At 54.6% G+C, this 24,134-nt stretch carries 22 protein-coding genes; 9 read left to right on the forward strand and 13 right to left on the reverse strand.

Annotation, left to right across the window (positions count from 1 at the left end; translation table 11 throughout):
- Positions 1-86: 86 nt before the first annotated feature.
- From prfB to E6C51_RS05550, 3 genes are all read right to left on the reverse strand, one after another.
- Positions 87-1,215 (reverse strand): peptide chain release factor 2 gene (prfB, locus tag E6C51_RS05540; protein WP_186827627.1). Its coding sequence is split into 2 segments (ribosomal slippage): positions 87-1,145 and positions 1,147-1,215, totalling 1,128 coding nucleotides; the frame shifts between segments, so codons are not numbered across the junction.
- A 99-nt stretch (positions 1,216-1,314) separates the two neighbouring features.
- Positions 1,315-3,774 carry a penicillin-binding protein 1A gene (locus E6C51_RS05545; RefSeq protein ID WP_146929093.1) on the reverse strand — a complete coding sequence of 820 codons (2,460 nt, stop codon included), beginning with the start codon at positions 3,772-3,774 and terminating at the stop codon, positions 1,315-1,317.
- 249 nt (positions 3,775-4,023) lie between these two features.
- Positions 4,024-5,253, reverse strand: coding sequence for an N-acetylmuramoyl-L-alanine amidase (locus E6C51_RS05550; protein ID WP_146929090.1), 1,230 nt, complete (start codon positions 5,251-5,253; stop codon positions 4,024-4,026).
- 696 nt (positions 5,254-5,949) lie between these two features.
- Between E6C51_RS05550 and E6C51_RS05555 the strand changes: the two genes are divergently transcribed.
- Entirely contained in the window at positions 5,950-8,985 is a 3,036-nt protein-coding gene (locus E6C51_RS05555) for a ribonuclease E/G (protein ID WP_190235281.1), read from the forward strand.
- A 77-nt stretch (positions 8,986-9,062) separates the two neighbouring features.
- Here the strand turns inward: E6C51_RS05555 and E6C51_RS05560 are convergent, their stop codons facing one another.
- Together E6C51_RS05560 and E6C51_RS05565 are read right to left on the reverse strand one after the other, a co-directional pair.
- Positions 9,063-9,611, reverse strand: a complete 549-nt coding sequence (locus tag E6C51_RS05560; protein ID WP_190235282.1) for a GNAT family N-acetyltransferase — start codon at positions 9,609-9,611, stop codon at positions 9,063-9,065.
- Between the two features lie 116 nt (positions 9,612-9,727).
- Positions 9,728-10,891, reverse strand: a complete 1,164-nt coding sequence (locus E6C51_RS05565; RefSeq protein WP_190235283.1) for a pyridoxal phosphate-dependent aminotransferase — start codon at positions 10,889-10,891, stop codon at positions 9,728-9,730.
- Between the two features lie 315 nt (positions 10,892-11,206).
- Between E6C51_RS05565 and E6C51_RS05570 the strand changes: the two genes are divergently transcribed.
- The 5 genes from E6C51_RS05570 (at position 11,207) to aat (ending at position 15,037) form a co-directional block, all read left to right on the forward strand.
- Positions 11,207-11,971: a DsbA family protein gene (locus E6C51_RS05570; protein WP_190235284.1), complete on the forward strand. Its 765-nt coding sequence runs from the start codon at positions 11,207-11,209 to the stop codon at positions 11,969-11,971.
- Between the two features lie 123 nt (positions 11,972-12,094).
- Complete coding sequence (aroQ, locus tag E6C51_RS05575) at positions 12,095-12,532, forward strand: type II 3-dehydroquinate dehydratase (protein WP_190235285.1); 438 nt, start codon at positions 12,095-12,097, stop codon at positions 12,530-12,532.
- Positions 12,533-12,557: 25 nt separating this feature from the next.
- Positions 12,558-13,037, forward strand: coding sequence for an acetyl-CoA carboxylase biotin carboxyl carrier protein (gene accB / locus E6C51_RS05580; RefSeq protein ID WP_190235286.1), 480 nt, complete (start codon positions 12,558-12,560; stop codon positions 13,035-13,037).
- A 4-nt stretch (positions 13,038-13,041) separates the two neighbouring features.
- Positions 13,042-14,391: an acetyl-CoA carboxylase biotin carboxylase subunit gene (accC, locus tag E6C51_RS05585; RefSeq protein ID WP_146929069.1), complete on the forward strand. Its 1,350-nt coding sequence runs from the start codon at positions 13,042-13,044 to the stop codon at positions 14,389-14,391.
- Between the two features lie 10 nt (positions 14,392-14,401).
- Positions 14,402-15,037 carry a leucyl/phenylalanyl-tRNA--protein transferase gene (aat, locus tag E6C51_RS05590; RefSeq protein WP_190235287.1) on the forward strand — a complete coding sequence of 212 codons (636 nt, stop codon included), beginning with the start codon at positions 14,402-14,404 and terminating at the stop codon, positions 15,035-15,037.
- 13 nt (positions 15,038-15,050) lie between these two features.
- Here aat and E6C51_RS05595 read toward each other — a convergent pair whose 3' ends face one another.
- The 5 genes from E6C51_RS05595 to gatB form a co-directional block, all read right to left on the reverse strand.
- Positions 15,051-15,473 (reverse strand): DUF2155 domain-containing protein, encoded by a 423-nt coding sequence (locus tag E6C51_RS05595; protein ID WP_146929064.1) that lies wholly within the window; start codon positions 15,471-15,473, stop codon positions 15,051-15,053.
- A 190-nt stretch (positions 15,474-15,663) separates the two neighbouring features.
- Complete coding sequence (locus tag E6C51_RS05600; RefSeq protein WP_146929062.1) at positions 15,664-16,062, reverse strand: NADH:ubiquinone oxidoreductase subunit NDUFA12; 399 nt, start codon at positions 16,060-16,062, stop codon at positions 15,664-15,666.
- A 102-nt stretch (positions 16,063-16,164) separates the two neighbouring features.
- A complete protein-coding gene (locus E6C51_RS05605) occupies positions 16,165-16,641 on the reverse strand; it encodes a GNAT family N-acetyltransferase (protein WP_190235288.1) in 477 nt (158 codons plus the stop codon).
- Complete coding sequence (locus tag E6C51_RS05610) at positions 16,638-17,135, reverse strand: GNAT family N-acetyltransferase (RefSeq protein ID WP_190235289.1); 498 nt, start codon at positions 17,133-17,135, stop codon at positions 16,638-16,640. The genes E6C51_RS05605 and E6C51_RS05610 overlap by 4 nt, the downstream gene beginning before the upstream one ends.
- A 5-nt stretch (positions 17,136-17,140) precedes the next feature.
- Positions 17,141-18,643: an Asp-tRNA(Asn)/Glu-tRNA(Gln) amidotransferase subunit GatB gene (gatB, locus tag E6C51_RS05615; protein ID WP_146931118.1), complete on the reverse strand. Its 1,503-nt coding sequence runs from the start codon at positions 18,641-18,643 to the stop codon at positions 17,141-17,143.
- Between the two features lie 357 nt (positions 18,644-19,000).
- Here gatB and E6C51_RS05620 point away from each other — a divergent pair, with 357 nt between their 5' ends.
- Genes E6C51_RS05620 through E6C51_RS05630 form a run of 3 tightly spaced genes read left to right on the forward strand, consistent with a single transcriptional unit; the run spans position 19,001 to position 21,522 of the window.
- Entirely contained in the window at positions 19,001-19,747 is a 747-nt protein-coding gene (locus E6C51_RS05620; protein WP_146929056.1) for a glycosyltransferase family 2 protein, read from the forward strand.
- The gene (locus E6C51_RS05625) at positions 19,744-20,061 is read left to right on the forward strand and encodes a lipid-A-disaccharide synthase N-terminal domain-containing protein (protein ID WP_075640600.1); all 318 of its coding nucleotides are present in this window, start codon (positions 19,744-19,746) and stop codon (positions 20,059-20,061) included. The genes E6C51_RS05620 and E6C51_RS05625 overlap by 4 nt, the downstream gene beginning before the upstream one ends.
- A 15-nt stretch (positions 20,062-20,076) precedes the next feature.
- Entirely contained in the window at positions 20,077-21,522 is a 1,446-nt protein-coding gene (locus tag E6C51_RS05630) for an ArnT family glycosyltransferase (RefSeq protein WP_230987073.1), read from the forward strand.
- A 5-nt stretch (positions 21,523-21,527) separates the two neighbouring features.
- Here the strand turns inward: E6C51_RS05630 and E6C51_RS05635 are convergent, their stop codons facing one another.
- The 3 genes from E6C51_RS05635 to gatA form a co-directional block, all read right to left on the reverse strand.
- Positions 21,528-22,046, reverse strand: a complete 519-nt coding sequence (locus E6C51_RS05635; RefSeq protein WP_190235290.1) for a GNAT family N-acetyltransferase — start codon at positions 22,044-22,046, stop codon at positions 21,528-21,530.
- Between the two features lie 107 nt (positions 22,047-22,153).
- Entirely contained in the window at positions 22,154-22,618 is a 465-nt protein-coding gene (locus E6C51_RS05640) for a GNAT family N-acetyltransferase (protein ID WP_190235291.1), read from the reverse strand.
- Between the two features lie 19 nt (positions 22,619-22,637).
- Complete coding sequence (gene gatA / locus E6C51_RS05645) at positions 22,638-24,119, reverse strand: Asp-tRNA(Asn)/Glu-tRNA(Gln) amidotransferase subunit GatA (RefSeq protein ID WP_146929048.1); 1,482 nt, start codon at positions 24,117-24,119, stop codon at positions 22,638-22,640.
- Positions 24,120-24,134 lie beyond the last annotated feature (15 nt).

The raw sequence follows: 24,134 nt of genomic DNA on the forward strand, positions 1-24,134 counted from the left end.
TGTTTCAATCAATCAAGTGGACATAAAAAAACCGCCGAAAGCAAAGCTTCCGGCGGTTTTTGTTTAGCAAGGGGGATGATCTCCCATCAGTCGATATCCGCAACAGCATTGGCCTTACCGCTGATGCGGTGCGCCAGTGCGGCCTCCATGAATTCGTTCAGATCACCATTCAACACATCATCGGGTGCTGTGCTTTCCACACCCGTGCGCAAATCCTTGACCAGCTGATATGGCTGCAAGACATAAGACCTGATCTGATGCCCCCAACCGATATCGGTTTTCGATGCGGCTTCGGCATTGGCTGCTTCTTCGCGCTTTTTCAGCTCAACTTCATAGAGACGAGCGCGCAACATATCCCAAGCCTTGGCTTTGTTCTTATGCTGTGAACGCTCCTGCTGACACGCGACGGCAATGCCGGTTGGAATATGGGTGATGCGCACGGCCGAGTCGGTGGTGTTCACGTGCTGCCCACCAGCACCTGACGAGCGGAACGTATCGATACGGCAGTCGCTTTCATTGACGTCGATTTGAATCGAATCATCAACCACCGGATAAACCCAGATCGACGAGAAGGATGTGTGGCGACGCGCATTACTGTCATAGGGCGAAATACGCACAAGACGATGAACCCCTGATTCGGTTTTCATCCAGCCATAGGCATTGTGCCCCTTGATGAGAATCGTCGCCGATTTGATGCCCGCTTCTTCGCCATCATGCACTTCAAGCAATTCGACCTTGAAACCGGAGCGCTCGGCCCAGCGGGTGTACATGCGCAAAAGAATATTGGCCCAGTCCTGACTTTCGGTACCGCCAGCGCCAGAATGAACTTCGACATAAGTGTCGTTGCCATCGGCCTCGCCAGACAGCATGGCCTCGACCTGAAGCCTGCCCGATTCAGCTTTAAGCGCCTTCAAAGCGTCTTCGGCCTCTTTGACAATACTTGCATCGCCCTCTTCTTCGCCCATCTCGATCAGCTCAATGTTATCCAACATTTGCTGTTCGAGACGTTTCACGCCAGCGATGCTATCATCAAGCTGCTGGCGCTCGCGCATCAGCTTTTGTGCTTCGTTAGCGTCATTCCAAAGATTCGGATCTTCCGCCTTGTTGTTCAACCAGTCCAGCCGTCTTATCGCCTGATCCCAGTCAAAGATGCCTCCTCAGCAGGCTTATGGCCTGCTTGATTTCGTCGACTACATTCTCGATTTCGTTACGCATAGGTCCTTAACTCAAGATAATCATTGTTTTGTTTGCCCGTGAATAATCGCGCAAGGCCGGGAAGTAAAGCCGGACATGCGCAATCATAAGGGCGACTGCTTAGAACAGGCCGGGTGTTCCAGATTGAACTGCCTGGTTAACCTGCGGAGATGTCTTCAAAATTTCCTCTGGCGGAACCGTCGCATCATCCATGCCAATAACGTTGATGCTATCTGCAGGGCCCGTGCCCGGCTTGAAGGCTTCAACAATAGTATCCGGGTCGCCTTCTGTAGCAGCCATGCCGGTCTTGCGGTTCACGGCAATCAACTGCATGCCATCTGGAACCTTGAATTTGCTTGGCGGCGTGCCCTTCACGGCCGCCTGCATGAATTCGTTGAACACGGGGGCAGACAAGGAACCGCCTGTGGCCGCACGACCCATCCCGATCGGGTTGTCATAACCGATGTAAACACCCGCCACCAAATTAGGGGTGAAGCCAACAAACCAGGCGTCTTTGGAATCATTGGTCGTGCCGGTTTTACCTGCAACATCACGGTCCAGCTTCACGCGGCCATAAGCCGTACCGCGCTGGATAACGCCCTGCATCATCGAGGTAATCTGATAAGCCGTCATCGGATCCAACACTTGCAGACGATTATCTGCAATTTGCGGTTCATCCTGCCCATGCCATGTGTCGGCATTGCAATCTTCACACACACGCTCTTCGTGCTTGAAGATGGTTTTGCCGTAGCGGTCCTGAATGCGGTCGATCAACGTTGGCTTGATCTGCTTGCCGCCATTGGCGATCACGGAATAGGCAGAAACCATGCGCAGAACAGTTGTTTCACCAGCACCGAGCGCCATGGAGAGAACCGGCTGCATGTGATCGTAAATACCAAACCGTTCGGCATATTCCGCAACAAGGTTCATCCCCATGTCATTGGCAAGACGAACCGTCATCAGATTGCGCGAATGCTCGATACCAAAGCGCAAGGTGGCTGGCCCAACCGAAGAGCCGCCATCATTTTGCGGACGCCAGACCTGACCGCCCGACACAAATTCCACCGGCGCATCCAACACCACGGAAGCAGGCGTGTAGCCACTATCCAAGGCCGCCGAGTAAACAAAGGGCTTGAACGACGAGCCGGGCTGACGCATGGCCTGCGTTGCACGGTTAAACTCTGAAAGCGCATAGGAAAAGCCGCCAACAAGTGCCAGCACGCGCCCCGTATGCGGGTCCATGGCCACAAAGCCACCTTCCACCTTCGGCGGTTGCCGCAAGCGATAGTTTTTCGAGTCTGCCCCGCCGAGCTTCTCGACATAGACAACATCGCCCGGACGCAGCACACCATCGGGAGATTTGGCTGTCTTGCGATCACCTTTGCCCGAACGGTAAGCCCATTCCATATCACTGGCTTTGATAATGCCCGTTTGCCGCTGCGGCACAATTTTGCCAGCGTCGTCGCGGTCGGGCTTCAGCCCGATTTCCACCTCTGTTTTGGAAACAGCGGTTACAACAGCCACGTCCCACTCCGGCACATCCGACATGCCGGGAATATCCGCCAGCGGCGTACCCCAATCGCTGCCAAGATCGATATGCTTGATTGGACCGCGATAGCCGCGGCGCTCGTCAAAGCTGATCAAGCCGTCCTGCAATGCTTTGCGTGCATAGGCCTGCAAGCGTGGATCCAGCGATGTGCGAACCGAAAGACCACCTTCGTACAGCGTTTTTGTGCCGTATTTATCAATAAGCTGACGGCGCACTTCCTCAGAGAAATAATCTGCCGCAAAAACAGTGCCGCCGCTTTGGCGCACATTTACACCCAAGGGTTCCTTCTTGGCGGCTTCGCCGTCGGCTTGGTCAACAAAGCCGTTTTCGACCATGCGATCAATAACCCAGTTGCGCCGCTCGATCGCGGCTTGCGCGTGGCGGAAAGGATTATAGTTCGCAGGCCCCTTTGGCAGAGAAGCGAGATAGGCCGTTTCCGCAATCGTCAACTCTGTCACAGGCTTGTCGAAATAGGTCAAAGCCGCACTTGCAATGCCATAAGAGTTGAGGCCGAAGAAAATCTCATTGAGATAGAGTTCGAGAATCTTGTCTTTGGAATAGGCCTGCTCAATTCTGAAGGAGAGAATGGCTTCTTTGATCTTTCGGTCCATTGTCTGGTCCGAAGACAAAAGGAAGTTCTTTGCCACCTGCTGCGTAATGGTGGACGCACCAACAAAGCGGCGACCCGAACCAAAATTCTGCAAATTCACCAGAATGGCGCGCCCCAGCCCCCAGACATCAATACCAGGATGGGTGTAGAAATTTTTATCTTCGGCAGAAATAAACGCCGCTTTCACGCGATCCGGTATCGCTTGGATGGGCAGAAACAAACGCCGCTCATGGGCATATTCAGCAATCAACGCGCCGTTGCCCGCATGAATGCGGGTCATGACCGGAGGAGCGTAACGACTAAGCACCTCATAATCGGGCAAATCCTTACTGATCATGCCCAGATAAATAGCGGCAGCCGCCGCCGCGCCTAGCGCCGCAACAGATGCGAGCCCGAAAAGATACCCAATCAGTCTTATCATTTTAACGCTACCGGCATTCGCTTTCCGTTATCAATGCAATGGCATGTTCGCCAATGCACATCGTGTGGCGTTTTGCACAGGACGCCCGCAATTACAAGGCGCGGCACTGATTCCACGCCATATCACCCATGTTCAGGTTTCTCATATCATAATGCGCGCAAATTAGGGCTGCCAATCACTTTACTCCCAGGTTTTCGCATCTGCGATCAGAGTAGCCTTTATTCTCCCGGCTTTTTCGCCCCAAAAGCTTCAGCCTTTATTGGCCAGCAGCGGTTGGCGGTATTCCTTCACCGCCTCCACCAGCAAATGCACGAGCTTTTTGCGCCAGGCGGCGTCAGACAGCAAATGCTCATCCTCTTTGTTCGACAAGAATCCCATCTCCAGCAAAATTGACGGCACATCCTGAGCCTGCAACACGCGAAAGCCCGCGTAGCGATGCGGATTGTTGATCAGCTTTATCTGACCGGAGAACTGCTCCACCACGGCCTTGGCCATGGAAATCGAAAAGGCCTGCGTCTCTCGTCTGGTCAGATCTTGCAAAATATCCGACACTTCATGGGGCGCTTGCGGTGTATCCACGCCCCCCACTTCATCGGACTGGTTTTCGCGCGCCGCCGCCGCTTCTGCCAACCGGTCAGAGGACTTGTCCGAGATGGTATAGACCGTGGCACCACGAATATCCGGCTGGCTGAGCATATCGGCATGAAGCGAAATGAATAGATTGGCTCCCTTTTGACGGGCTAGCGTCACCCGTTGCGACAGCGACAGGAACACATCCGAATCGCGCGTCAGAAATGCCTTGATTCCCTTTTGCTTGTTCAGCTCGGCCGCAAATGCCTTGGCAAAGGCCAAAGTGATGGTTTTTTCCGGAATATGGGTGGTTCTGCCAATGGCACCCGTATCAATGCCACCATGACCCGCATCCACAGCGATCAGAAAATCCGTGCTGGATGGCGGCGGGTCTTGCGCAAGGCGCGCCGCCTTGCCCGTGTCATATGCGTCGGCATTCCACGCCTCAGACGCCACCAGTTTCGCAAACGTATCCTGATCGGTCATTTCAGCGTCCAGAATAAGACGATAGCCTTTGCCCCCATCATTTTCCCGGATGTCTGTGAGCGTTAGCTTTGTCGCTTTTTTTGCGCTCAGCACCAGACGCGAATGGCTGGCATCAATTGAGCCAAATCGAATGTCCCGAAACAGGCCAGTGGGTGCCAGATCAGAGGCCGGAAACGTAAAGTTTGTGGCCGGCAAATCGACAACGATGCGGTCCGGATTGCCAATATAGTGCACAGAGGCCTGCGGCTTTTCGCGAAAATCCAGCACAATGCGTGTGCGGGCGTCATCGCCTACGATGCGCGCAGCGTAGGACACAAGCGGGGTCGCGGTCGGTGCTGCGGCCTTGGCGGGAGCCGCCAATACGCAAGACACACCCGTCAGGAACGCCATCACAAACAGTGCCAAAAGCCGTGCAGGCCTCATACTCGCCAACCACATTATCACTGCAATCCTGTTATCAAACCGGTCACCACCCTATGCCATAAACTTGCTTGATCGCACCAGATGACGCCCAGAAAGATTGATTGTAAATCACAATCCCATCACCAAAAATTGCGCGCATGTCGCTGTGAAACGAAGAGAGCACCCCAACACAATCACAAGTTTCTAATGTATCGGACTTATCAATATTATGACTGTACGGGCTTTGCCGCTTGCCAATGTGGCACAGACGACATACAACACAAATAAGGAGTAAAATTGTCGACGGGATAGAAAATCAAGACGGCTGCCAACCGGATTTAAGGACCTGGCGCCATTTGTCTGAATTTTCATCCGCCGCCAAGACAATTTTGTTTCGAGCATGAAATCCGAAAGCCGGAGTGTCCGGCAAAATACAGGGTGGGTAACCACCAAACGCTCTTTTGAGCATTCATTGGGCCTCATAAGGGCCTTTGGCATTGTCGCTTTTGTTTTGGTATTTGATGTCGTTGCAGCAGCCTTTGTTTGATGTCTTCAGCCGCCGGGCCCTCACAGGCCCAAATGCTGATGGACTGCTGCCAGGAAAAATAGACCAGACGAGAGCACCGATATCCGGCGCATCGCTCACGAGATCATACCCGCTTGGCCTCACGCCAGCGGCATTCCTCGCCACCGGTCGCGCCGAGGAGCAGAGCTTACATGGCAGACAAAATGCTTATCGACGCGTCTCACGAAGAAGAGACACGCGTCGTTGTCGTACGCGGTAACAGAATTGAAGAATTCGATTTCGAGTCTCAGCACAAGAAACAAATCCGCGGAAATATTTATCTTGCAAAAGTAACACGGGTAGAACCGTCGCTACAGGCAGCCTTTGTTGATTACGGTGGCAACCGTCACGGTTTTCTCGCCTTTGCAGAAATTCACCCAGATTATTACCAGATCCCCCTCGCCGACCGTCAGGCCCTGCTCAGAGCCGAAGCTGAAGAACACGGTCGCAACAACGATGACGGCGATTTTGAACCACGCCCATCGTCGCGCCAGGGTACTGATCCGGCCGACGCCGAGCAGCCAAATATTTCCGACCCTGCTGAATTCGCCAACGAGGCCGAGGAAGTGGCCGGTCTGGCAGCAAAAGAAGAAAAAAGTGCAGCGCCTGCATCATCCATGTCGGTTGCAGACATTGCGGAGCAGGCAGGCACCAATTCTACAGACGTTCAACCTTCGGAAACCCAATCCTCCGAAGTGAACGCCGCGGACAACGCCACCAGTGCTGATCCTGTTGAAGCAACAGAGGTTGAGGCAGCAACCACTGAAGAAACGCCCAAGCCAAAGGCACGGCGTCCGCGCAAGCCACGCAAGAAGGCAGAGGACGCCACAGCCGCAACGGATGCTCCTGTTGCCGTTGAAAGCGATGAAGGCGGCGACGATAGTGGCACGACGGGCGGCACCATGGCAGCCATGGTCGATACCGACTCCATTTCCGAAGATTCAGCTCGTCGCGATCATGACGACGACGATGATGACGACGGCGAAGAGAAAGAAGTGATCGAATCCGTTGGCGCTGAAGACGCCATGGAAGAAGTACCGGATCGCGTTCGCCGTGCGCCGCGCAAGCAATATCGCATTCAGGAAGTGATCAAGCGTCGGCAGATTTTGCTGGTGCAGGTCGCAAAGGAAGAGCGTGGCAACAAAGGCGCTGCTCTGACAACCTATCTCTCTCTGGCTGGCCGCTATTCCGTCTTGATGCCCAATACTGCACGTGGCGGCGGCATCTCGCGCAAAATCACCAGCCCCGCAGACCGCAAGCGCCTGAAAGAAGTGGCACGTGAGCTGGATGTGCCACAGGGCATGGGCGTTATTTTGCGCACCGCCGGCGCCAATCGCACCAAGGTGGAGGTCAAACGCGATTTTGAATATCTGATGCGTCTTTGGGAGAATGTGCGCACTCTGACGCTCAGCTCCATGGCACCTTGCCTGGTTTACGAAGAAGGCTCGCTGATCAAGCGCTCCATTCGCGACCTTTATAACAAGGACATCAGCGAAATCATCGTTTCTGGCGAAGAAGGCTATCGTGAAGCGAAAGACTTCATGAAAATGCTGATGCCAAGCCATGCCAAGGTTGTTCAGCCTTACCGCGACATTCATCCGATCTTTGCGCGTTCAGGCATTGAGGCCCAGCTGGACCGGATGTTGCAGCCGCAGGTGACGTTGAAATCGGGTGGCTATATCATCATCAACCAGACCGAAGCGCTGGTGGCCATTGATGTGAACTCGGGTCGCTCAACCCGCGAATATTCGATCGAAGACACAGCCTTGCAGACCAATCTGGAAGCAGCAGAAGAAGTTGCTCGTCAGCTGCGTCTGCGCGACCTTGCCGGTCTGATCGTCATCGACTTCATCGACATGGAAGAAAAGCGCAACAATCGCGCGGTCGAGAAGAAGCTGAAAGATTGTCTCAAAGATGATCGCGCCCGTATTCAGGTTGGCCGGATTTCGCATTTCGGCCTTCTGGAAATGTCGCGTCAGCGTATTCGCGCCAGTGTGCTGGAAAGCACCACGCAGGTTTGCCCGCATTGCTCTGGCACCGGCCTGATCCGTTCGCAATCCTCTGTGGCACTGCATGTTTTGCGCGGTATTGAAGAATTCCTGCTCAAGTGCACGACGCATGACATTTCGGTACGTACTCTGCCTGAAACGGCCTTGTATCTGCTGAACCACAAGCGCAGCACCATCATCGATTATGAAAAGCGCTTCGGCGTGACCATCGTGATCGAGGCTGACGCCAGCGTGGGTCATTCACATTTCGCGGTCGACAAGGGCGAGCCTGTTGCCAATCCCGTGCGGATTGAAACGCTGATGCCACTGTTTGCCGAGCCAGAAGAAGAAGATCCGATCATCGAGATCGAGGAAGAAGAAGACGACACCGTTGTTGACGTGGCATCTCAAACGTCACAGCCTGCTGAGGCCAATGGCGAAGAAGGTGCCAATCGCAAGCGCAAGCGCCGTCGTCGTCGTCGTGGCAAGAATGGCAATGGCAGTCACGACGAAGCCGCCAATGCATCCGCTCAGGAAGAGGATGGCGAGCCCGATGGTGAAGGCGACTCGGAAGACACGACCGAAGAGCGTGCAGAGGGCGTCGAAGCCGCTGAGGATAGCGAGAGCCAGCGCCGCAAGCGCCGCCGTCGCGGCAAGCGTGGTGGCCGTCGCGGACGCGATGAAAATGGCGCAACCTCTGAAGCAGGTGCCAGTGAAGAAGGCGACGTCACGGTAAGCGAGGACGCTGAAGACGGCGAAGAACAGTCTGCTGCTTCAGCAGAATCGGCTGTCGACGCTGTGGTGTCCGATGTTGCAGAAATTGAAACACCTGCTTCTGACGAAAAGGCTCCGGCCAAACCGCGCCGGACACGCAAGCCGAAGACCACAGCCAAAACCGCACCCGTGGAAGAGGCTGTTTCTGAAGCCGTCCCTGCTGAGGTCGCTGCACCAGCCCCCGTGGAAACACCGGTGGCAGAAAAAGCGGAAGCCGCACCAGAGCCAGTCGCGCCAGTGGTCGAAGCCGTAGAAGTCCCTTCGGACGTTGCTGCCGCCACTCCCAATGAGGCTGAAAAGCCGGTTCGCGCCAATCGCGAGTCCAATGTGATTGCGTCTGAGCCTGTGGTGACATCTACCTCCAGTTCCGATGATGCGCCGAAGCCCAAGAAGGGCGGTTGGTGGACCAAGCGCGGCTTCCTGTAAGATCGCTTTATCGACATAAAAAAGGGCCATGCATCGCGTGGCCCTTTTTTTGTTTGTGTTGCACGGCGAAAACTCCCTTACGGTGAGCGAAATCGCTGCATGATCAGCGCCTTTGACCCCATATAATCTGCATCTGCCATCCAATTGTAACCGTTCTTTTCCGCCACGCGGATAGACGCAATGTGTTGCGGATCAAAAAGGCAAACGGTTTGCCCCTGCTCAAAATGGTGGTCGGCCCATTTCAGCACTTCAGAGACAGCTTCTGTTGCAATGCCCCGTCCGTGAGCATCCGGCACCAGCACCCAGCCAATCTCAGGAATATCACCAATCGATGGCACGATCTGTCGCTTGAAATTGGCCAAGCCGACCTCGCCAAGAAACGCGCCGGTGTCGCGATCTTCAACCAGCCAATATCCGAAAGACAGAGCATGCCAATGTCCGATATATTGCAAGAGACGCGACCATGATTGCGCAGCCGTTGATGGCTGGCCGCTGATGTAACGCACCACCCTTTCGTCTGCCCACATGGCCGCAGAGGCGGCATAGTCCTCAATCCTGTGGCCGCGCAAACGCAAGCGCTGCGTTTCCAGCACCGGCACGATGTCCCTTTGGCTCAGCATGGACATATCCAGCTCCACGGTTGTAACACACGGTATTCACAAAGTGATTCAAGTGGTTCACACAATGATTCAACCTGATCAGAGTTTGAATCCGAAAATCTCCATAACGTGTTGAGGATATTTTATAATTTTTCCAGCCATTGACCAAGGCGGTCGGTTGCCTCCGTCATCTGCGCCAATGTTCCGGCATAGGAAAACCGCATGGCGCGGTGGCCGTCCAGCGGATCAAAATCCAGACCGGGAGTGGCAGCAACATCGGTCTCAAGCAGCATTTTTTTGGCAAATGCCATACTGTCATTGGTAAATCTGCTGACATCAACATAGGCGTAGAAGGCACCATCCATTGGCGATAGCAAAGGCAGGCCAATCTGAGGCAGTCGCTTTTGCAAAAAGTCACGATTGGCCTTGCAGTCTGCCTTGTAGCCTTCCAGCGCATCGCCAGCGGTCAGCGCAGCCATTGCTGCAATTTGCGATAGTTCGGGTGCGGAAATATAGAGGCTTTGCGCCACGCATTCGACAGCGCGAACCACAGATTTGGGCAGCACCATCCAGCCAATGCGCCAACCGGTCATGCGGTAATATTTCGAAAAAGAATTGATCACGATGGCATTGGGCGCAAACTCCACAGCGCTTGCCTCGTCCGCGCCATAGGAAAGTCCGTGGTAAATCTCATCCGAGATAAAGGTAACCTTGTTGTCATCGCACCAATCGGCAAGCCGTTTGAGTGCCTCGCGCCCGGTAATGGTCCCGGTTGGGTTTGCAGGACTTGCCAGCAACACGCCCTTCAGGCGCACACCGGCCGCACGGGCTTCGCGCTCCAGACTTTCCGGCGTCAGCGTGTACTCGGTCTCCGGGCCGACCGGAACCTCAACAACAACCAGCCCCAAAGCCTTCAAAATATTGCGGTAGGCGGGATAGCCAGGCCGGGCAATGGCCACCGCGTCTCCCGCATCAAACAGTGCCAGAAATGCCAGATTGAACCCGGCAGATGATCCGGTGGTAATCATGATCTGAGCGCTGTCGACCTCAGCACCATGGCGGCTCTTATAGTAATCGCTCAAGCTGCGGCGTAGATCGTCGCGGCCAAGCGCATCTGTGTAGCCGATCTGGCCGGTGCGCAAAGCAATTTCAGCGGCGCGAATGGCAGCCTCTGGCGCACTTGCACCCGGTTGGCCCACGGCAAGCGAAATCACCGGACGGCCAGCCGCCTTCAAACGGTTGGCTTGCGCCAGAATATCCATGGCGTGAAAGGGATCAACAGAACTACGGTTGGAGAGAATGACCAAAACAGAACTCTTTCCTGCACTTGAGGGACTGGTAACACAGCATTTCGTGTCTTGCGCTGCCCGGCGATGTATAAAATGCACGCCGGACACTATCACGGTTTATGGCCAATGCGCCTGCGGGGCCTTAACCGATTCAGCATCAGACCATTGTACAGCCACGCCATATTCACAAGAATGACGCGATAATTTCCTACTCTTTTCCAGCTTTCCTTGGAAAAACCTTTAAATTGGCTGGATTGGCAGCAATCTGACTGGCAAACAGGTGCAGAATGGCATCATGTTCCTGACGATGTCGCGCTTTGAAGAAGGACTGATATGAAGACGATTCTCTCCCGCACAGCACTGTCGATCTTGCTGATTGCCACGACAGCGTTTGGTTCATCGGCCTTTGCGCTAGATGACAAACAGAAAGAAGAATTCGGAGCCTTCATCAAGGAATATCTGATCGCGCATCCGGAAGTGCTTCTCGATGCACAGGCAGCTTTGGAGAAGAAGCAGGAGGCCGCGCGCGCCGCCCAGACAACGGCTGCCGTGGTGGATAACCGCGAGGAAATCTTTCATTCAAAGGACGATATCGCGCTGGGCAATCCACAAGGCGATGTTTCAGTTGTCGAATTCTTCGATTACAACTGTGGATATTGTCGCCATGCCCTGCCTGATATGGAAGCCATGTTGAAAAAAGACAAAAATATTCGATTTGTCCTTAAGGAATTCCCAATTCTGGGGCCGGACTCGCTGGCAGCCCATCGTGTATCGGATGCATTTCGGCAGCTCGCCCCCGAAAAATACGGTGCCTATTTCCGCTCAATTCTTGGCAGCAACAGCCGCGCCACCGAGCAAAGCGCCATTGATGACGCTGCCGCTTTTGGTGTGACAGAGGCCGCCTTGCGCAAGACAATGAAGGCAAATACGGACGATACAAATCTGAAGCAGACCTATGCTTTGGCCCAAAAACTCGCCATCAACGGTACGCCAGCCTATATCATTGGAGACGAGGTCATTTCGGGTGCAATTGGCGCAGAAGCCTTGCAGCAAAAGGTGGCCAATGTGCGCGCTTGCGGCAAAACCACCTGCTCGTAAGCCCCTATAATAGGGCATAAATGCCAATAAATCGGCAAGCTAAGCCGCACATATGGCGGGGGGGCTTTTCCTCAAAGCCGTGGCGGTCTATAGGGAGCGGTCCAAAACACGACGGAACAAGTGATGAGCAGAACCATTTTCGTGCTGAACGGCCCCAATCTCAATGCACTCGGCAAGCGAGAGCCTGGGATCTATGGCGGCAAAACACTGGCCGATATTGAAGCCGATTGCTTAAGCTTCGGCGCGGCCCATGACATTGTGGTGGATTTTCGCCAGACCAATCATGAGGGCCTGTTGGTCGATTGGCTGCATGAAGCCGGTGAGAGCGCTGTTGGCGTCGCACTGAACGCTGGTGCCTACACGCACACCTCTATCGCTCTTCATGATGCCATTCGCGCCATTTCTGTTCCTGTCGTCGAATTGCATATTTCCAACGTGCATGCCCGGGAGGAATTCCGGCATACATCCATGATAGCCCCCGCCGCCAAGGGCGTAATCTGTGGCTTTGGGCCGCATTCTTACATCCTGGCGCTGCAAGCGCTTGATAACCTCACACGATAAAACAAGAAATTCAGGGATAACCTCCATGGCAGACAAGAAAAACGGCATCGATCAGGCGCTCATTCGCGAACTGGCAAATATTCTCAACGAGACTGATCTGACTGAGATCGAAGTGTCGCAGGACGATGTGAAGATCCGTGTGTCGCGCACTGCACCCCAGCAGATGGTGATGCCACAGATGCAGGCCTATGCGCAGGCTCCGGCTCCAGTGGCAGCTGCTCCCGTTGCTGCCGCAGCGGCTGCACCAGCTGCCGCCCCTGCCCGTGACCTGTCCAAGGCCGTTACAGCGCCCATGGTTGGCACCGTTTACATGGCGTCTGCTCCGGGTGCACGTCCGTTCATCGAAGTCGGCACCATGGTCAAGGAAGGCCAGACCCTGCTGATCATCGAAGCCATGAAGACGATGAACCAAATTCCGTCGCCACGCGCAGGTAAAGTTGTCGAAATTCTGATCGGCGATGCAAGCCCTGTTGAATATGGCGAGCCTCTGGTCGTTATCGAGTAAGCCCATGCCAGCCATTTCAAAAATCCTCATCGCCAATCGGGGCGAAATTGCCCTTCGCGTTCTGCGCGCCTGTAAAGAGCTCGGCATCGCTTCTGTTGCCGTGCACTCCACCGCCGATGCCGATGCGATGCATGTTCGTCTGGCTGACGAAAGCGTGTGCATTGGCCCGCCATCCTCGCGTGACAGCTATCTGAACATTCATCAGATCGTTGCGGCCTGTGAAATCACCGGTGCTGATGCGGTTCATCCGGGTTATGGCTTTTTGTCGGAAAACTCCAAGTTTGCCGACATTCTCGAAGCCCATGGCATTACCTTTATCGGACCAACCGCCGATCACATTCGCCTGATGGGCGACAAGATCACCGCCAAGGAAACCGCAAAGTCACTGGGCATTCCCGTGGTTCCCGGTTCGGACGGCGAAGTGAAGCCTGAAAATGCTTTGGAAATCGCCAAGGGAATTGGCTTTCCCGTGCTGATTAAGGCAACGGCGGGCGGCGGTGGCCGCGGCATGAAGCTGGCGATGAATGAGGGTGAAGTCGAAGAAGCTGTTGCGGCTGCCCGTCAGGAAGCCGCCGCTGCCTTTGGCAATGACGCCGTCTATATGGAAAAATACCTCGGCAAGCCACGCCACATCGAAATTCAGGTGTTTGGCGATGGCGAGGGCAATGCTATCCATCTGGGCGAGCGCGATTGTTCACTTCAGCGTCGTCACCAGAAGGTTTGGGAAGAAGCAAACTCCCCGGCTCTCGACAATGAACAGCGCATGAAAATTGGCGAAATCTGCGCCGATGCCATGCGCAAGCTCAAATATCGTGGCGCTGGCACCATTGAGTTCCTTTATGAAAACGGCGAGTTCTACTTCATTGAAATGAACACCCGTTTGCAGGTGGAACATCCGGTCACAGAAGCCATCACCGGCATTGATCTGGTCTATGAACAGATCCGTGTTGCCTCTGGTGCTGGCCTGTCGGTCACGCAGGATGAAGTGGTGTTTCGTGGCCACGCCATAGAATGCCGCATCAATGCCGAAGACCCGCGCACCTTTACCCCCTCGCCGGGTACGATCACCCATTACCATGCGCCAGGCGGCCTTGGTGTGCGCGTCGATTCCGGCGTGTATGCCGGCTATAAAATTCCACCTTACTATGACAGCTTGATTGGTAAGCTGATCGTGCATGGTCGCACCCGCGAAGAATGCATGATGCGCCTGCGTCGCGTTCTGGATGAATTTGTCATCGACGGTGTCAAAACAACGCTTCCCTTGTTTCAAGATCTGGTGGAAAATCCGGACATCAAGAGCGGCGATTACGACATTCATTGGCTGGAACACTATCTCGCCGATGGCGCAAAATAAGGTGATCTGAATGGGCCGAAAACGCAGCAGAAACCCCAGCCTGACGCCGGAGCTTCTGCTGCGGGCCTATTCCATCGGCCTGTTTCCCATGGCCGAATCGGCAGACGACCCGGAGATTTTCTGGGTCGAGCCTGAAGTTCGCGGCATCATCCCGCTCAATGACTTCCACATCTCCAAAAGCCTCGCCAAAACAATCCGGCAAAAGCCGTTTGAGATCCGCTTTGACACTGCATTCGAGCAGGTTCTGGACAAATGCGCAGAGCCAACCCCGGATCGGCCCAGCACGTGGATCAATCAGACAATCCGCGATCTCTATACCACCCTCTTTCATATGGGCCACGCGCATAGTGTGGAAGCTTATGAGGGCGATGAGTTGGTTGGCGGGCTTTACGGCGTGTCACTGGGTGCTGCTTTCTTTGGCGAAAGCATGTTTTCTCGCCGCAGCAACGCCTCAAAAATTGCGCTGGTCTATCTGGTAGAGAGATTGAAAGCCCAAGGCTTCGTCTTGCTGGATACGCAATTCACCACAGATCACCTCAAGACCTTTGGGGCGATTGATATGCCAAAAGACGTCTACGAGACTGTGCTGCAATCGGCGATGACATCAAAGCACCTGCCATTTCTGACAGAAGAAGAGCAGCGTTGATGACTTGCCCGGCTTATTTACCGGGTTTGGGCACCGTGGACGTTTGCTTGCAGTCTTTCAACCACACGTCATAGATCGGGTGCTCAATGGCATTCAACGCCGGGCTATCGGCGAACATCCAGCCAGAGAAAATGCGTTTGATATGACGATCAAGAGTGATTTCGTCGACCTGAACGAAGGCATCCACATGCTGGGCTTCGCTGTCGTCGCGTGAGTAGCACACCCGTGGTGTGACCTGTAGTGCGCCAAACTGCACCGTCTCATTGATATAGACGTCGAATTCAGTAATACGGCCGGTGATCTTGTCGAGGCCGGAAAACACCGCCACGGCATTTTCAATCCGTGCAGCCCTTGCAGGCACCGTTGCCATTAAAGATAGAGCCGCTCCAACAAAGACCGCTCTCAGCAACCATTTACCCTGCATGACAGACTTCATTCCTAACAGTCTCCGGCATTCAAAAAGCCACTGTGTTTCGGTTCCATGCACCTGTTGTCGCATGTTCCGCGTGCTTTACCTTGACGGGATAAGCCATGTGGCAGACGAAATTGCCTACCGTAACATTGTGGCAAAAGCCGGAAGAAAAAACCGCTGGCATAACACCAGCGGCGCACTCAATAAGGTGTGATTACGCACCGGGCGTCCATGCATCGTAATCGCCGGTCACAGCCGGACGTTGGCCCTTGGCAGCAATCGATCCTTGAGGACGATAAGCCGCTGCTGTGCCTGTGAGATTGGCGTGATGAGGCTTTTCCCATGCACGTGGCACATAGGTTTCCTTGGTAGGCGGCGTATCGGTGCGATAATGCATCCAGCCGTGCCAGCCCGGAGGAATAGCGGAAGCCTCCGCATAGCCCTTATACACCACCCAACGGCGCGGCAGACCGAAACTGGTCGTGGTGCCTTCATAGTAAACATTGCCCATTTCGTCTTCACCGACGCGCTTACCATGACGCCAGGTGAAAAAACGGGTGCCCATTGTCTGGCCATTCCACCAGGTGAAAATCTGCAACAGAAGCTGCTTCATGTCTTATCCTCGGCTCCGCCAGCCTACGCGGCGGCTTTCAATTGTCATTTGCTTATGACGCCTTGGGATGCGCTTGTCCAGAGTTTCAAGACAAACCTCCCCTCATTTCAATTTGATCTTGAAGCCGAAATGGCTCTTTTGAAAGCCAAGTCGCTCGTAAAATCGGTGAGCATCCAACCGAGCCGCATTGGACGTTAACTGCGCTTGCGCACAGCCCTGTTCTTTGGCTCGCGCAAGGCAAAAGGCAATCATCTGCGCGCCAATGCCCTGCCCGCGACAATCAGCGCGCGTCTGAACCGCTTCAATGATCATCGACGATGATCCCCGTCCGGTCATGGTGGTGGTGAGCATGGTTTGAAACGTGCCAACCACCGCGCCATTTTGCTCGGCAACATAAAGCGTTTCATTGGTGGAGGCCGTGATGCGATCAAATGCCGCAATGTAATCCGGTAAAGCTGAGGCATCTGTGGTGTCACCATGGCCGCCAATTGCGTCATTGGCAAACAAAGCGACAATGGCCGGAACATCGGCGCGTTGCGCAACCCGGATCACCAGAGGATATGCCTCGACCTTGCTCATCCCAGCGGCTTTTCCATGACAACGGCTTCCAGACCACTGCCTGCTACACCGCAATTCTTGATACGATCAACTTCAACAAAGCCATGGGCCTCGTAAAAGGCGATTGCCGAAGTATTTTGCGGCTCGACCTCAAGCCGCATCACTTCGGCGTCTGGAAAACAGCTTTCCAGCTCGGCAAAAAGATCGCGACCGATTCCCTGACGTTGAAGATCAGGATGAACGTAAAGCTGGCGCAAGAGTGCCGTCTTGGCCATATCCTCAGCCATAGAGGCAAAGCCCATGCCACCAATGCGCTTGCCGTCATCAGCCACCAGAAATTCGCCGCCCTTTTTAGCCAGATTGGCTTTCAGAGCAGATGGCGAATGCCAGCTATCGGTGATTTCCTGCACTTTTTCAGCGCCATAGATGCCGTCATAGGTGGCATGCCAGGTCTCAACCAGAAGCGTGCGCACCTTTTGCAAATCACGCTCGCTGGCGGTGCGCACAAAAAACATCTGGCTTACTCCTCAATGCCAAGCTTGGCTTTTACCAGCGCCTGCACGGCCTGCGGATTGGCCTTGCCGCCGGTGGCCTTCATTACCTGACCGACGAACCAGCCAGCAAGGCTCGGCTTTGCCAGCACCTTAGCCACCTGATCGGGGTTCGCAGCAATGATCTCATCCACAGCTTTTTCAATCGCGCCAGTGTCGGTCACCTGCTTCATGCCGCGGCTCTCGACAATCTCGGCCGGATCACCACCTTCGTTCCAGACAATCTCGAACAGATCCTTGGCGATTTTGCCGGAAATTGTGCCGTCCTTGATCAGGTCGATAATGCCGCCGAGCTGGGCAGGCGAAACCGGAGTCTCTTCAATGCCTTTGCTGGCTTTGTTCAAGGCACCCAACAAGTCGTTGATGACCCAGTTGGCGGCTGTCTTGCCATCACGGCCTTCGGCTACAGCTTCATAATAGTCGGCAATGGCCTTTTCCGACACCAAAATAGAGGCATCATAAACCGACAGACCAAGGTCTGCGACAAAACGGGCCTTCTTGTCGTCTGGCAATTCCGGCAGGCTCTTCTTCAACTCAGCGATATAGGCATCATCGAATTCGAGCGGCAAAAGGTCAGGATCGGGGAAATAGCGATAGTCATGCGCGTCTTCCTTGGAGCGCATGGAGCGGGTTTCGCCCTTGGCGGCATCAAACAGGCGGGTTTCCTGATCAATCACGCCGCCATCTTCGAGGATAGCAATCTGACGCCGCGCTTCATATTCAATGGCCTGACCAATGAAACGAATGGAATTGACGTTCTTGATTTCGCAGCGCGTGCCAAATTCGCCACCGGGCTTGCGCACGGAAACATTCACGTCGGCGCGCATCGAGCCTTCATCCATATTGCCATCGCAGGTGCCAAGGTAGCGCACAATCGAGCGCAGCTTGGTCATATAGGCCTTGGCTTCATCGGATGAGCGCATATCCGGCTTGGAGACGATTTCCATCAGCGCCACGCCGGAGCGGTTCAAATCGACGTAAGACATGGTTGGATGCTGATCGTGCATGGATTTGCCGGCATCCTGCTCAAGATGCAGGCGCTCGATTCCAATTTCGATGTCTTCAAAATTGCCCTGACGGTCTGGCCCAAGCGAGATGATGATCTTGCCTTCGCCAACAATCGGGTCTTTGAACTGCGAAATCTGGTAGCCCTGTGGCAGGTCAGGATAGAAATAATTCTTGCGGTCAAAGATCGAGCGCTTGTTGATCTGGGCTTTCAGACCAAGACCCGTGCGCACGGCCTGCGCCACGCATTCCTCATTGATCACCGGCAACATGCCGGGCATGGCAGCATCGACCAGTGACACGTTGGAGTTTGGCGCATTGCCAAATGTGGTGGATGCGCCGGAAAACAGCTTGGAATTGCTGGTCACTTGCGCATGCACCTCCATGCCGATCACGATTTCCCAGTCGCCAGTGGCGCCGGGGATCAGGCGTTTTGGGTCGGGTGTGCGGGTATCGACAAGGGTCATGACAGGCTCTTCTTCGAGCAATTCCGGCAAAACGCTGAACAGGCGTTCAACGTTTTGCCGGAATTGCGTAAAACAGGGGCTAGAGTGTTGCGGCGATTCGCATCAAAGCGCAAACACTCTGGCGGGTGGATTTTCACTTTTCCGGTTAGAGCAAATGGGCGCATGGCGCAAGACGGAGCGTGCAACCTCGCTCCGTTCAGGCGCTTCAAGCGTTCTGAATCCATCAATATTGATCACAAAATAGCATACTGCCTTAAAAATGGCACCAATGCCCCATTCACAAGCCGTAAAGGCGGATGACGCGCCTCTCAAAACAGGCTATTGGGGCGGCAATTCTCAAAGTCATTGGACATAGAAATGACATCTACGACCACGCCCCGCTTCTCTGTTGTTGTGCCCATGAAAAATGAGGCAGACAATATTGATCTGCTGATTGGAGAAATCGAAGCCGCCTGTCAGGGTGACGATTTCGAAGCGATCTTCATTGACGATGGCTCAACCGACACAACCCTCGCCAGACTTCAGGCTGCCGCAAAGGTGAAGCCCTGGGTGCGCGTTGTGCATCATGCTTCTTCGGGTGGCCAATCGGCCGCCGTGCATTCAGGCGTACAAGCGGCCAGAGCCGCCATTATTTGCACCATGGATGGCGACGGACAAAATCCGCCTGCCGAAATTCCGAGGTTGGTGGCACCTTTGCTGGCCGCCAACGCTGCCTCGACGCTTGGGCTTGTGGCTGGGCAGCGCGAAAAGCGGCAGGATACGTGGTCGAAAAAAATCGCCTCGAAACTGGCCAATGGCATTCGCCAACGCATCTTGAAAGACAATACCCGTGATACCGGCTGCGGATTGAAAGCCTTTCGGCGCGACGCATTTCTGGATTTGCCTTTCTTCAATCACATGCACCGCTATCTTCCGGCGCTGTTTTCGGCCTATGGCTGGCAGGTTGCCCATGTCGATGTCAGCCATCGGCATCGCCATGCCGGTTCATCAAACTATAACAATCTTCAGCGCGGGCTTGTCGGTATCCATGACTTGATTGGCGTCAGCTGGCTGATCAAGCGGCGCAAGCGCGTGCGCCCGCACAACATTGGACCATCCGCATGAATGACATTCTTGCCTACCTTAAAATCAACAGCTTTGCCGATTTCATGTGGCTGGCGCTGGGCCTCGTGGCGCAGTTGATGTTTTCTCTGCGCTTTATCATTCAGTGGCTGGTTTCCGAGAAAGAAAAGCGCTCGGTCATTCCGGCGGCCTTCTGGTGGTTTTCAGTGATTGGCGGCATCATGCTGCTGGCTTACGGCATTCACCGTGGCGAACCAATCATCATTCTGGGCCAGGTGCTCGGCATTGTCGTTTATATCCGCAATCTGATGCTGCTTCATCAAGGTCGCAAGACTGACTTGCCGTCCGAATCGTAAAAAGTGACCTGATCCATGATCCGCATGAACCTTCGTATCAGTCTTATCCTCATTTTCGCCATCACCGCCTTTCGGATTGTGATGTTGCGCTATGACACCACCAATCTGTTTGTGGATGAGGCACAATACTGGATGTGGTCGCAGCATCTGGCGTTCGGCTATTACTCCAAGCCGCCGATGATTGCCTGGGTCATTCACTTTTTCACCTGGTTGGGTGGGTCGCAAGAGATCTTCTGGGTGCGGGTGGGAAGCCCCATCCTTCACATGATCACAGCTTTGATTCTGATTCCGGCTGCCACACGCCTCACGGGATCGCGGCAAGTGGGTGCATGGTCGGGTATAGCTTATGCAACATTGCCGGGCGTGGCACTGTCGTCCATTTTCATGTCCACAGATACGGTGCTGTTTCCGTTTCTGGCGATGACGCTGCTGTGCTACTCCTACCTGATTGAGCGCCGCTCCGTGGGCCTCGCTCTGCTCATGGGCGTGTGCATCGGCTTTGGCACGCTTTCCAAATATGCCATGCTGTATTTTGCAGCAACCGCCATCCTGTCGGCGATTTTTCTTCCCAAAGCCCGCATGGCGCTGCGCGATACAGCGCTGGCAATTTTTGCCACCATTGTGGTGATTGCCCCCAACATCTGGTGGAATATGGCCAATGGCGGTGCCACGCTGAAGCACACCTCAGACAATGCCGATTGGCATGGCCTGAACTTTCATCTCGATGATGCGGCAGCTTTCTTCGGCAGCCAGTTTGGTGTGATTGGCCCGGTGTTGTTTGGTGCCATGGTGATGGTGTTTTACCGCCTGGTGCGCGGCAAAGCCTCCACCACAGAAAAACACCTGTTCATCCTGTCATGGCCGATTGTGCTGGTGATTGTTGTTCAGGCGCTCATCTCCCACGCTTATGCCAATTGGGCAGCAACTGCCTATGCGGCAGGCGTCATTCTTGCCGTCCTTTATCTTCTGCACGCCAAAGAGCGTTTGCTGACAACATCTCTGGTCATCAACGGCATCACCTCGATTATCTTCCCATTTCTCGCAGTTTACGCTCAACAGATAACGCTGCCCAATGGTGTGCCGGTTCTTAACCGCTATCTTGGACGTGCGGATCTCAGCTGGAACATTGCAGCGGCTGCTGGTCGCGCCGGAACAGCAACCATTGTGGCCGACAATCGCGACATTCTGGCAGACCTGTTCTATACGCTGCGCGATGAGCCTTTCACCATTCGCGCTCGTAGCAATGGCGATTTTCCCCATAACTATTATGAGCAGGAGTTTCCGCTGACATCCGCAAGCGGCGATGAACCGGTGATTTTTGTGACCGAGGAAAATGTTAGCTGCCATGGCACCATGATCGACCCGATCGCAGATCTGACACCGACCAGGGGCTATATGGGAGGCCGAAAAATCAAGGCCTATGTGGTGCCGGCCAGTTGCCTGACCAACCGTCTAACCTGAACGCATTAGTCAAACGCGCCGCCGGGACCGTAGGTCAAATTTGCCAACTCGACCAGGCGGCGCGACATACCCACCATTTCCACATCACGGTCCAGCTTGGGGTTATAGACCACCGATAGCCAGTGGACACTGTAGCCGTGATATTGAAAAAAGCTTACGGCCTGTTTGTTGCGGGCGTGGGTTTCCAAATGGGCCTGCTCATAACCGCGATGAAGAATGTCGCGCTCGATAGCTTCCAGCAGCAGCTTGCTGTAACCGCGTTTTTGATGGCCGGGGTCGATCCAGAAATCGGTGATTTTGTCGTCATGATTTTCGCGCGCGCCCCAGCCAACGGCATGTCCGGCGTGCTCAACCACGGTGATCGCGCTCAAACCGGACCGGGTAAAATTTCGAAACGCACTACGGGCATTATCCATCATGGCGGTTGTATCGCCAACCGACAGCATCGCCTGCTCCCAGGCACGCAGGCCAATATCTGCCAAAACACTGGCCTCGTCAGAATGGGCACCACGAATCCTAGCCATTGGCCCCTCGCCGAAATTTGATCGCAGTAAATCACCCGGAGGGTAAATACACCAGACCTACACACTTCGTTACGCACGATAAATTTGGAGAGAGCAGCTTTCGAGCGCTAAAATAAAAGCTTTTTCAACCGGACTTTGGGCAATTCCAAGCCCATGATGGAATCATGCTCCATGCCCTGCCAAACGATGTCAAAACCGCAGCGCTTATAAAGGGCAATTGCCGAATAATTTTTCTGATGGGTGGCAATGCGCGCCTGCCGCAGCCCTTCACTGTGCATCACCGCACAAAAATGCTGAACAAGACCAGCACCGATACCACGGCGCTGAAAATCCGGCGCGATCCATATGTCCGAAATATAGTCGGGCTCATCCTCGCGGGCTCCCCACCCCACCACGCAGCCATCCATATCGGCAACGACAACATGGCCATTGGTGGTTGAAGGAAAGCGCAAGAAGGCGTTTTTAACCCTTTGGCCGACCTTGGGATCGGCAAAACCACGATCCAGCGGTCCTGTCGATCTCCAGGATTCCCAGCCGACACGGCCAACCACATCGTGGTCGGCCGCTGTCATCAAACGCAGCGTAAACGTATTACCACCACTTGGCGGGGGTGAATGTGCCGGCGGCTTGCTCGATAACATGGGCGGTCTTGAACAGGGTTTCTTCCTCAAATGGCTTGCCGATCAGTTGCAGACCAAGCGGCAGACCCTTGGCATCCAGCCCGGCAGGCACCGAGATGCCCGGAAGTCCCGCCATGTTCAGCGTAATCGAGAAAATATCGTTGAGGTACATTTTTACCGGATCAGCAGCCAATTCCTTATCGCCAATGGCAAAGGCTGAAGATGGCGTGATCGGTGTCAGGATGGCATCTACGCCCGCGGCAAACACCTGTTCAAAGTCGCGCTTGATCAGGGTGCGAACCTTCTGGGCGCGCAGGTAATAGGCATCGTAATAGCCCGCCGAGAGCACATAGGTGCCCATCAGGATACGGCGCTGCACTTCCTTGCCAAAGCCTGCGGCCCGGCTCTTTTCATACATATCGGCAATGTCCTTGCCATCAACGCGAAGACCGAAACGCACACCGTCATAACGGGCGAGGTTAGACGAAGCTTCAGCCGAAGCGACGATATAGTATGCAGGCAAGGCGTATTTGGTATGCGGCAGAGAAATATCGATAATCTCGGCACCGGCATCTTTCAGCCACTGCATACCCTGCTTCCACAGCGTCTCAATCTCTTCCGGCATACCATCCATACGGTATTCCTTCGGAATGCCGATCTTCATGCCCTTGATCGACTGGCCAATCGCGGCTTCATAGTTCGGAGCCAGAAGATCAACCGATGTGGTGTCCTTCTCATCAATGCTGGCCATGGATTTCAAAAGAATGGCGGCATCGCGCACGTCGCGCGCAATCGGGCCGGCCTGATCCAGCGAAGACGCATAGGCAACAATGCCCCAGCGCGAGCAACGGCCATAGGTGGGCTTGATACCAACCGTGCCGGTAAACGCCGCAGGCTGGCGAATCGATCCACCGGTGTCGGTTGCCGTGGCACCGGCGCACAAATGCGCAGCAACGGCTGCCGCCGAACCACCGGATGAGCCGCCGGGAACCAGCTTTTCATCCGAGCCCTTGGCCTTCCATGGGTTGACGGCGGGACCGTAGTAGGAATTTTCATTGGACGAGCCCATGGCGAACTCATCCATGTTGAGCTTGCCCAGCATAACGGCACCGTCATTCCACAGATTCTGGGTCACGGTTGATTCGTATTTTGGTTTAAAACCATCCAGCACATGTGAGCAGGCTTGCGTGTGCACACCACGGGTGGCGAACAGATCCTTCACACCAAGCGGAATGCCCTCCAGCGCACCGGCCTCGCCGCGCGCAATGCGCGCATCCGATGCCTTGGCCATATCGCGGGCGATCTCTGGCGTTACCGCAACATAGGTATTGAGGGCTCCATTGGCAGCCTCGATAGCGCCAAGATAGGCATCGGTCAGCTCAACGGCTGTGATGTCCTTGGTAACAAGCTTTTCGCGGGCTTGCGCAATGGTGAGGCTGGTCAGTTCGCTCATGAATTTGTTCGCTTT

It is taken from the genome of Gillisella terrae (assembly GCF_004801395.1).
Lineage (GTDB): Bacteria > Pseudomonadota > Alphaproteobacteria > Rhizobiales > Rhizobiaceae > Allorhizobium > Allorhizobium terrae.

Bases quoted from the DNA above. Each gene is read 5' to 3' on its own strand.
- E6C51_RS05635 (WP_190235290.1), bottom strand. From the start codon at position 22,046: ATGGCTAGGATTCGTGGTGCCCATTCTGACGAGGCCAGTGTTTTGGCA.
- E6C51_RS05620 (WP_146929056.1), top strand. From the start codon at position 19,001: ATGACATCTACGACCACGCCCCGCTTCTCTGTTGTTGTGCCCATGAAA.
- E6C51_RS05640 (WP_190235291.1), bottom strand. From the start codon at position 22,618: ATGACAGCGGCCGACCACGATGTGGTTGGCCGTGTCGGCTGGGAATCC.
- E6C51_RS05625 (WP_075640600.1), top strand. From the start codon at position 19,744: ATGAATGACATTCTTGCCTACCTTAAAATCAACAGCTTTGCCGATTTC.
- E6C51_RS05600 (WP_146929062.1), bottom strand. From the start codon at position 16,062: ATGAAGCAGCTTCTGTTGCAGATTTTCACCTGGTGGAATGGCCAGACA.
- E6C51_RS05570 (WP_190235284.1), top strand. From the start codon at position 11,207: ATGAAGACGATTCTCTCCCGCACAGCACTGTCGATCTTGCTGATTGCC.
- accC (WP_146929069.1), top strand. From the start codon at position 13,042: ATGCCAGCCATTTCAAAAATCCTCATCGCCAATCGGGGCGAAATTGCC.
- gatA (WP_146929048.1), bottom strand. From the start codon at position 24,119: ATGAGCGAACTGACCAGCCTCACCATTGCGCAAGCCCGCGAAAAGCTT.
- E6C51_RS05560 (WP_190235282.1), bottom strand. From the start codon at position 9,611: ATGTCCATGCTGAGCCAAAGGGACATCGTGCCGGTGCTGGAAACGCAG.
- E6C51_RS05630 (WP_230987073.1), top strand. From the start codon at position 20,077: ATGATCCGCATGAACCTTCGTATCAGTCTTATCCTCATTTTCGCCATC.
- E6C51_RS05610 (WP_190235289.1), bottom strand. From the start codon at position 17,135: ATGTTTTTTGTGCGCACCGCCAGCGAGCGTGATTTGCAAAAGGTGCGC.
- E6C51_RS05605 (WP_190235288.1), bottom strand. From the start codon at position 16,641: ATGAGCAAGGTCGAGGCATATCCTCTGGTGATCCGGGTTGCGCAACGC.
- aat (WP_190235287.1), top strand. From the start codon at position 14,402: ATGGGCCGAAAACGCAGCAGAAACCCCAGCCTGACGCCGGAGCTTCTG.
- E6C51_RS05595 (WP_146929064.1), bottom strand. From the start codon at position 15,473: ATGAAGTCTGTCATGCAGGGTAAATGGTTGCTGAGAGCGGTCTTTGTT.
- E6C51_RS05545 (WP_146929093.1), bottom strand. From the start codon at position 3,774: ATGATAAGACTGATTGGGTATCTTTTCGGGCTCGCATCTGTTGCGGCG.
- accB (WP_190235286.1), top strand. From the start codon at position 12,558: ATGGCAGACAAGAAAAACGGCATCGATCAGGCGCTCATTCGCGAACTG.
- E6C51_RS05555 (WP_190235281.1), top strand. From the start codon at position 5,950: ATGGCAGACAAAATGCTTATCGACGCGTCTCACGAAGAAGAGACACGC.
- aroQ (WP_190235285.1), top strand. From the start codon at position 12,095: ATGAGCAGAACCATTTTCGTGCTGAACGGCCCCAATCTCAATGCACTC.
- E6C51_RS05550 (WP_146929090.1), bottom strand. From the start codon at position 5,253: ATGAGGCCTGCACGGCTTTTGGCACTGTTTGTGATGGCGTTCCTGACG.
- gatB (WP_146931118.1), bottom strand. From the start codon at position 18,643: ATGACCCTTGTCGATACCCGCACACCCGACCCAAAACGCCTGATCCCC.